Source organism: Streptomyces sp. MB09-02B, from assembly GCF_033794485.1.
Taxonomy (GTDB): Bacteria; Actinomycetota; Actinomycetes; order Streptomycetales; family Streptomycetaceae; genus Streptomyces.
The window spans coordinates 1-4,689 of record NZ_JARGEE010000576.1; the positions used below are offsets into that span (position 1 = coordinate 1).

Genomic DNA, 4,689 nt, shown 5'->3' on the forward strand with positions numbered 1-4,689 from the left:
GGAGCCCTGCTCACCGCGATCCCCACCCTGATCGTGTACTTCGCACTCCAGCGCCAGTTCGTCAGCGGCCTCACCCTCGGCGCCAACAAGGGCTGACCGGCCACTTCTGAGAGAGAACCCTTCGTGCACCACCCCTTCACCCACGTGGTCTCCGTGCCCGTGGACACCAGTACGGCACGGGTCCACGAGGAGGGCTGGCAGTCCTGGAGCCCCAGCGGCTCCTACGCCCTCGACGCGATCCCGTACCGCCCGACGAACGACAACTGGGCCACGGTCTGCTACCGCCCAGGGGTCACCGTGCCCGACGGCACCTTCCAGGGCGAGGGCCTGCTGGCCCTCGACCCGGGTGACGGCACACCGGTACGGCTGTGGGCCGCCCCCGACCCCGTGCGCGAGGTCCCGTCCGTCCGCCTGGTGGTCAGGGACGGGATCGCCGAGGTCAGCGCCGACGGCCCGGTGAAGGAGTGGACCGGCACGGACATCCAGACGGTGCTGGGCGAGTGGGCGGCGGGCCTCGGCCTCGCGGCCCCCCGCCCGGCTCCCACCGTCTGGTGCTCCTGGTACGAGTACTTCACCTCCGTCACCGAGGACGACATCCACGAGAACATCCGTGCGATGGACACCCTCGACCTCCCCATCGACGTCGTCCAGATCGACGACGGCTACCAGAGCGCCCTCGGCGACTGGCTCACCCTCTCCGGCCGCTTCCGCTCCCGCGCGGGCATCGCCGAGGTGATCCGGTCGAGAGGCCGCCGTGCCGGCATCTGGACGGCCCCCTTCCTCGTCGACCCGTCCAGCGTCCTGGCCGCCGAGCACCCCGAGTGGCTGGTGCGCGACGAGACCGGCGGCCTCACCCACGCCGGCCACAACTGGGGCCACGACCTGTACGTCCTCGACACCACCCACCCCGAGGCCGCGGCGTACCTCACCGAGGTCTTCACCACCCTGCGCGCCGAGGGCTACGACTACTTCAAGGTCGACTTCCTGTACGCGGGCGCACTGGACGGCGTACGCCACGCCTCCGTGGACGCCCTCACGGCGTACCGCCAGGGCATCGAACTGATCCGCGCCGCCATCGGCCCCGAGGCCTACCTCCTGGGCTGCGGCGCGCCGATCCTCCCCTCCATCGGCCTGTTCGACGCGATGCGGGTCAGCCCCGACACGGCTCCGCACCGCCGACCCGAGGCCGACGACCACAGCCAGCCCGGCCAGGACCCGGCCGAGTTCACCGGCGCGGGCCGCCAGTGGCAGCACGGCCGCCTCTGGGTGAACGACCCCGACTGCCTGATGGCCCGACCGGCCGTCGAGACGCGCGAGCGCTGGGCGGCGCACGTCGAGGCCACCGGAGGCCTGATGGCCTCCAGCGACCGCCTGCTCTCCCTGGACCCCTGGGGCGTGGAAACGACCCGCCGACTGCTGACGAAGGGCCCGGAGGCCTCCGAATGAAGCGCGAACTGAACGTCCCCGGCCTCGCCTACGGCGGCGACTACAACCCCGAGCAGTGGCCCGAGGAGGTCTGGGCCGAGGACGTACGCCTCATGCGTGAGGCGGGCGTGAACATGGTCAGCGTCAACATCTTCTCCTGGGCGCTGCTTGAGCCGCGCGAGGGCGAGTACGACTTCTCCCGCCTGGACAAGATCCTCGCGCTGCTGCACGAGAACGGCATCGCCGCCGACCTGGCGACCCCGACGGCGGCCCCGCCGGCCTGGTTCTTCGTCAAGCACCCGGAGGCGCTGCCCGTCGACAGGGACGGTCGCACCCTCTCGTACGGCAGCCGGCAGACCTTCTGCCCGTCGAGCCCCGCCTACCGCGAGGCCGCTCTGCGGATCGCCCGCGCCCTGGGGGAGCGGTACGCCGACCACCCGGCCGTCGTCATGTGGCACGTCCACAACGAGTACGGCTGCCACAACGGCGAGTGCCACTGCGACACCAGCGCGGCGGCGTTCCGCGTCTGGCTGCGGGAGAGGTACGACGACGACCTGGCGGCGCTCAACGACGCCTGGGGCACGACGTTCTGGAGCCAGTGGTACTACGACTGGGACGAGATCATCCCGCCCCGAGCGACGGGCGCGGTCCCGAACCCGACGCACCAGCTGGACTGGCGCCGCTTCTCCAGCGACGCGCTGCTGTCGCTGTGCAAGGCGGAGCGTGAGGTGCTGCTGGAGGCGGCCCCTTCCACGCCCGCCACCACCAACTTCATGGTGATGTTCAACTTCGACAAGCTGGACTACTGGCGCTGGGCGCCGGAGCTGGACATCGTCTCCAACGACCACTACCTCCAGTCGACGGACCCCGAGTCGCAGATCGACATCGCGCTCAGCGGCGACCTGGTGCGCTCCCTGGCCGGCGGCAGTCCGTGGCTGCTGATGGAACACTCCACCGGCGCGGTCAACTGGCAGCCCGTCAACCGTGCCAAGACCGCTGGTGAACTGCGCCGCAACGCGCTCTCCCACGTGGCGCGGGGCGCCGACGGCATCGCCTACTTCCAGTGGCGGGCCGCCAAGGCGGGCGCCGAGCAGTGGCACTCGGCGATGCTCCCGCACGCCGGCACCGACAGCCAGATCTGGCGCGACGTGGTCCGACTGGGCGCGGACCTGCGGTCGTTGGCGGAGGTCCGGGGCAGCGAGGGCGTGGCCGAGGTCGCGATCGCCTGGGACTGGAACGCCTGGTGGGCGCTGGAACTCCCCTCCCAGCCCAGCGAAGAGGTCCGCTTCCAGGACCTGATCCGGGCCTGGTACGAGCCGCTGTGGCGGGCCGGAGTAGCGGTGGACTTCGTCCGCCCCGACGCCGACCTCTCCGCCTACAAGCTGGTGCTGGCCCCGAGCCTGTACCTGGTCGACGACACGGGCGCCGCCAACCTCACCGGCTTCGCACAGGCCGGCGGCACCGTCGCCGTCGGCTTCCACAGCGGCGCGGTGGACGAGAACTGCCACGTCCGGCTGGGCGGTTACCCGGGCGCCTTCCGCGAGACGTTGGGTGTCCGCACGGACGAACTCTTCCCCCTCCTCCCGGGGGAGACGGTGGGCCTGAGCGACGGCGGCACGGCGTCCCTGTGGTCGGAGCGGGTCGCCCTGGCGGGCGCGGAGGCGGTGACGACGTACACCTCCGGCCCTCTGACCGGCGTCCCTGCCGTCACTCGCCACACCCACGGCTCCGGCACGGCCTGGTACGTCGCCACCCGCCCGGACCCGACGACCCTCGCCTCGCTCCTGGACCGCATCCGCGAGGAGGCGGGCGTGACGTCGGTGCGCCCGACCCCGGAGGGCGTGGAGGCGGCCCTGCGCCGGGGCCCGGAGGCCGACTACCTCTTCCTGATCAACCACGGCGACGCCGACGCCGAGATCGAGGTCGCCGCCGGGTCGGTCGACCTGCTGACGGGCAAGCCCGTCCCCACGACCGACGCCGCGGCAACCGTGCTGGTCCCGGCCGGTGACGTGGTGGTCGTCCGCGAACCCCGCTGACCCCGCTCACGGTGGGACAGGGCCGCGCTCCCTCGGGGGCGCGGCCCTGAGGCGTCCGGAAGGGGCCCACGCACCGGGTCACGCCCAGCCGTACACGGACATCCGGGGACCGTCGGCCAGGTAGCCGCGCAATGCGCCGGCGTTGCCCTCCACGAAGTCCTCGGGGAGGGAGTCGGTGGCGAACCAGCGGACCTGGGAGTGCTTGTGCGGTTCCCGGTTCTCGGGCTCGCCCGTCCACTCGTGGGTGACGAGCACGACGGTGAGAAAGCCGTCCGGAGCCTCCACGCCCCGGGCCGCGTGGATGAGGTGCACGACCTCCAGCGCCTCCGGTTTCACGGTCAGCCCGGTCTCCTCGTGCAGCTCGCGCACGGCGGTCCGGGTGATCGGCTCCCCGGGCTCGCTCTTGCCGACCGGCAGATCCCATCTCCCCCGCGCGAACCTGGCGTTCTCGCCCCGCTGGAGGAGCACGACCCGCCCCGCGTCCCGGTCGTGGACGATGACGGCGGCGACCAGCAAAGTCATGAGACCTGTCCCTTCATAGGCCGCTAGCATGCCCCCTATGGAGTGCTTCGCGTCCTGGCGTACCCGCCACTGAGGTCGGCCCACCGACACCTACCGTGTGATCGGCGGGCCAGAGGTGTCCTTTTCCTCCCTCAGGTTCCGAGAGGTCCACTCCATGCTCATTCGCGCATACGCCCGGGACGACCTGGCACGACTGACCGAACTCACCATCGACACGTTCCGGCCGTTCTTCGAGGACTCCGTCGGACCGATGCTCGACGGGCTCGTCCTCACCACGCTGCACGCCGACTGGCGCGGTGACTACCGCGAGCTGGTGCCCACCCTGCACGACCCGGCCGAGCACAAGTACGTCGCGGTGGCCGAGTCCGCCGACGGCGCGATCGCCGGGTACGTCGCCTGGCAAGCCGACCTCGTCCGGCACCACGGCGAGATCACCCTGCTCGCCGTGGACGAGCGCCACCGCGGCGACGGCACCGGTACCGCCCTGTGCGAGCACGCCTTCGCCGACCTGCGCGGACGCGGCACGAAGCTCGTCGAGATCGGCACCGGCGGCGACGCCTTCCACGCCCCCGCCCGAGCCCTCTACGAGAGCCTCGGCTGCGTCCTGTTCCCGACGGCGCACTACTACCGGCGGCTCTGACCGCCGACGTCCGGGGCGCGGCGCTCCCCTATACGCGCCGCGCCCCGGACCCCCGCTCCCCCGTTT

4 protein-coding genes and 1 pseudogene are annotated in these 4,689 nt (G+C 71.9%); 4 read left to right on the top strand and 1 reads right to left on the bottom strand.

Features of this window, described 5'->3' with window-relative positions:
• The 3 genes and pseudogenes from P1P70_RS40950 to P1P70_RS40960 all read left to right on the top strand — a co-directional run.
• Positions 1-96, top strand: a pseudogene (locus P1P70_RS40950) (carbohydrate ABC transporter permease); the annotation flags it as partial.
• A 27-nt stretch (positions 97-123) separates the two neighbouring features.
• On the top strand, positions 124-1,446 hold the full coding sequence (locus P1P70_RS40955) for a glycoside hydrolase family 36 protein (RefSeq protein ID WP_319247016.1): 1,323 nt from the start codon (positions 124-126) through the stop codon (positions 1,444-1,446).
• Entirely contained in the window at positions 1,443-3,461 is a 2,019-nt protein-coding gene (locus tag P1P70_RS40960) for a beta-galactosidase (RefSeq protein WP_319247018.1), read from the top strand. The genes P1P70_RS40955 and P1P70_RS40960 overlap by 4 nt, the downstream gene beginning before the upstream one ends.
• Before the next feature lie 78 nt (positions 3,462-3,539).
• Here P1P70_RS40960 and P1P70_RS40965 read toward each other — a convergent pair whose 3' ends face one another.
• A complete protein-coding gene (locus P1P70_RS40965) occupies positions 3,540-3,983 on the bottom strand; it encodes an NUDIX domain-containing protein (protein ID WP_319247020.1) in 444 nt (147 codons plus the stop codon).
• A 154-nt stretch (positions 3,984-4,137) separates the two neighbouring features.
• Between P1P70_RS40965 and P1P70_RS40970 the strand changes: the two genes are divergently transcribed.
• A complete protein-coding gene (locus tag P1P70_RS40970) occupies positions 4,138-4,623 on the top strand; it encodes a GNAT family N-acetyltransferase (protein WP_319247022.1) in 486 nt (161 codons plus the stop codon).
• The last annotated feature ends 66 nt before the right edge of the window (positions 4,624-4,689 follow it).

Bases quoted from the DNA above. Each gene is read 5' to 3' on its own strand.
- P1P70_RS40960 (WP_319247018.1), top strand. From the start codon at position 1,443: ATGAAGCGCGAACTGAACGTCCCCGGCCTCGCCTACGGCGGCGACTAC.
- P1P70_RS40965 (WP_319247020.1), bottom strand. From the start codon at position 3,983: ATGACTTTGCTGGTCGCCGCCGTCATCGTCCACGACCGGGACGCGGGG.
- P1P70_RS40970 (WP_319247022.1), top strand. From the start codon at position 4,138: ATGCTCATTCGCGCATACGCCCGGGACGACCTGGCACGACTGACCGAA.